This is a genomic window from Bartonella sp. AP88HLJMH (assembly GCF_042195605.1).
GTDB lineage: Bacteria > Pseudomonadota > Alphaproteobacteria > Rhizobiales > Rhizobiaceae > Bartonella.
Genome location: NZ_JBHIOR010000095.1, coordinates 1 through 967, shown reverse-complemented (window position 1 = coordinate 967; position 967 = coordinate 1). Strand labels below are relative to the sequence as shown.

The following is a 967-nucleotide window of genomic DNA, read 5'->3' as shown; positions in this document are numbered from 1 at the left end:
TGGCTTTGATAAAATCTTTGTGCCTCTCTTAATTGTTCAGAGAGTACTGAACCTTCTACATTGGTTTTTGTTTTCATGAAAAAAAGCAAATGCTGTAAAAAGCTTTATTGGTTAGATCTTATTATAGGCATATTTTTGTAGTTAGAGGCTACAATTTTTCTGTACAATTTACGTTTTTGTATTTCGATAAGAGTCTCTTCGTCATCGCTTAAATTTCTGACCATTTGTAGCTTTGTATATTCATTTTGGATCATGGCTGACATGGTCTTGATGCGTGTTTGCAGTTCGAAAACTTCTTTGAGATCTTTTGTTTTATTTATCTTATCTAAGAAATCGTTCATTTGTTTAAAGCGGTTCTCTGCGTCTTGGAAAGTTTGAAAACTTACAGCTTTTTCGACAATTCCACTATATTTAAGACGCGTATTAATTGTTTCGCGCATTTGGTTATACGGCAAATTCTGGAAGCCGTACCTTTTCTCTTCGAGAATAATCTCATTAAATCTTTTTTTAAATTCCCCAGTAGTTATGTTTTGGTAGTTTGTCTGTGTGTTTGGGTAGATAGAAAACAAATCTTGTATGAAAGAATTCTTGTTTTCTCCTATTGTTGGTTTTTGTATCCTATTTCCTGTTATAGACTGATGAATTTTTTTCGCGTTTTCGATCTGGTTTTCGTTTGTTTTAATTTGTTGTTCTAACAACTTAATAATTTCCAGATATTCTGCTTTTGAAAAAGGACTTTTAACAGTTGAACTTTGTGTCCCAGAACCCCAACTAAAGTTAGACGTTAGAGTTAAATTTATCATCCCCAAAAGGGTAATCATTCCTGTTATAATAAATCGCTTTTTCATCTGTCTCCTCGCTTGATTTCGGCAGGGATTGTTTTATTAATGGGCACGCGGTTCCTATCATTGGGCTGTTTTAGCTTTGGTGCTAATGCACAAGCCGATAAAAGGTTTGCAATCAAAAT

At 33.7% G+C, this 967-nt stretch carries 2 protein-coding genes; both read right to left on the bottom strand.

Features of this window, described 5'->3' with window-relative positions:
- Positions 1-104 precede the first annotated feature (104 nt).
- Positions 105-848, bottom strand: a complete 744-nt coding sequence (locus tag ACFIMA_RS09760; protein WP_375621873.1) for a type IV secretion system protein — start codon at positions 846-848, stop codon at positions 105-107.
- Positions 845-967: TrwH protein (locus ACFIMA_RS09755; protein ID WP_275064669.1), on the bottom strand; the 123-nt coding region annotated here is incomplete at its 5' end. The genes ACFIMA_RS09755 and ACFIMA_RS09760, both read right to left, overlap by 4 nt.

Coding starts and splice junctions, on each gene's coding strand:
- ACFIMA_RS09760 (WP_375621873.1), bottom strand. CDS start 848: ATGAAAAAGCGATTTATTATAACAGGAATGATTACCCTTTTGGGGATG.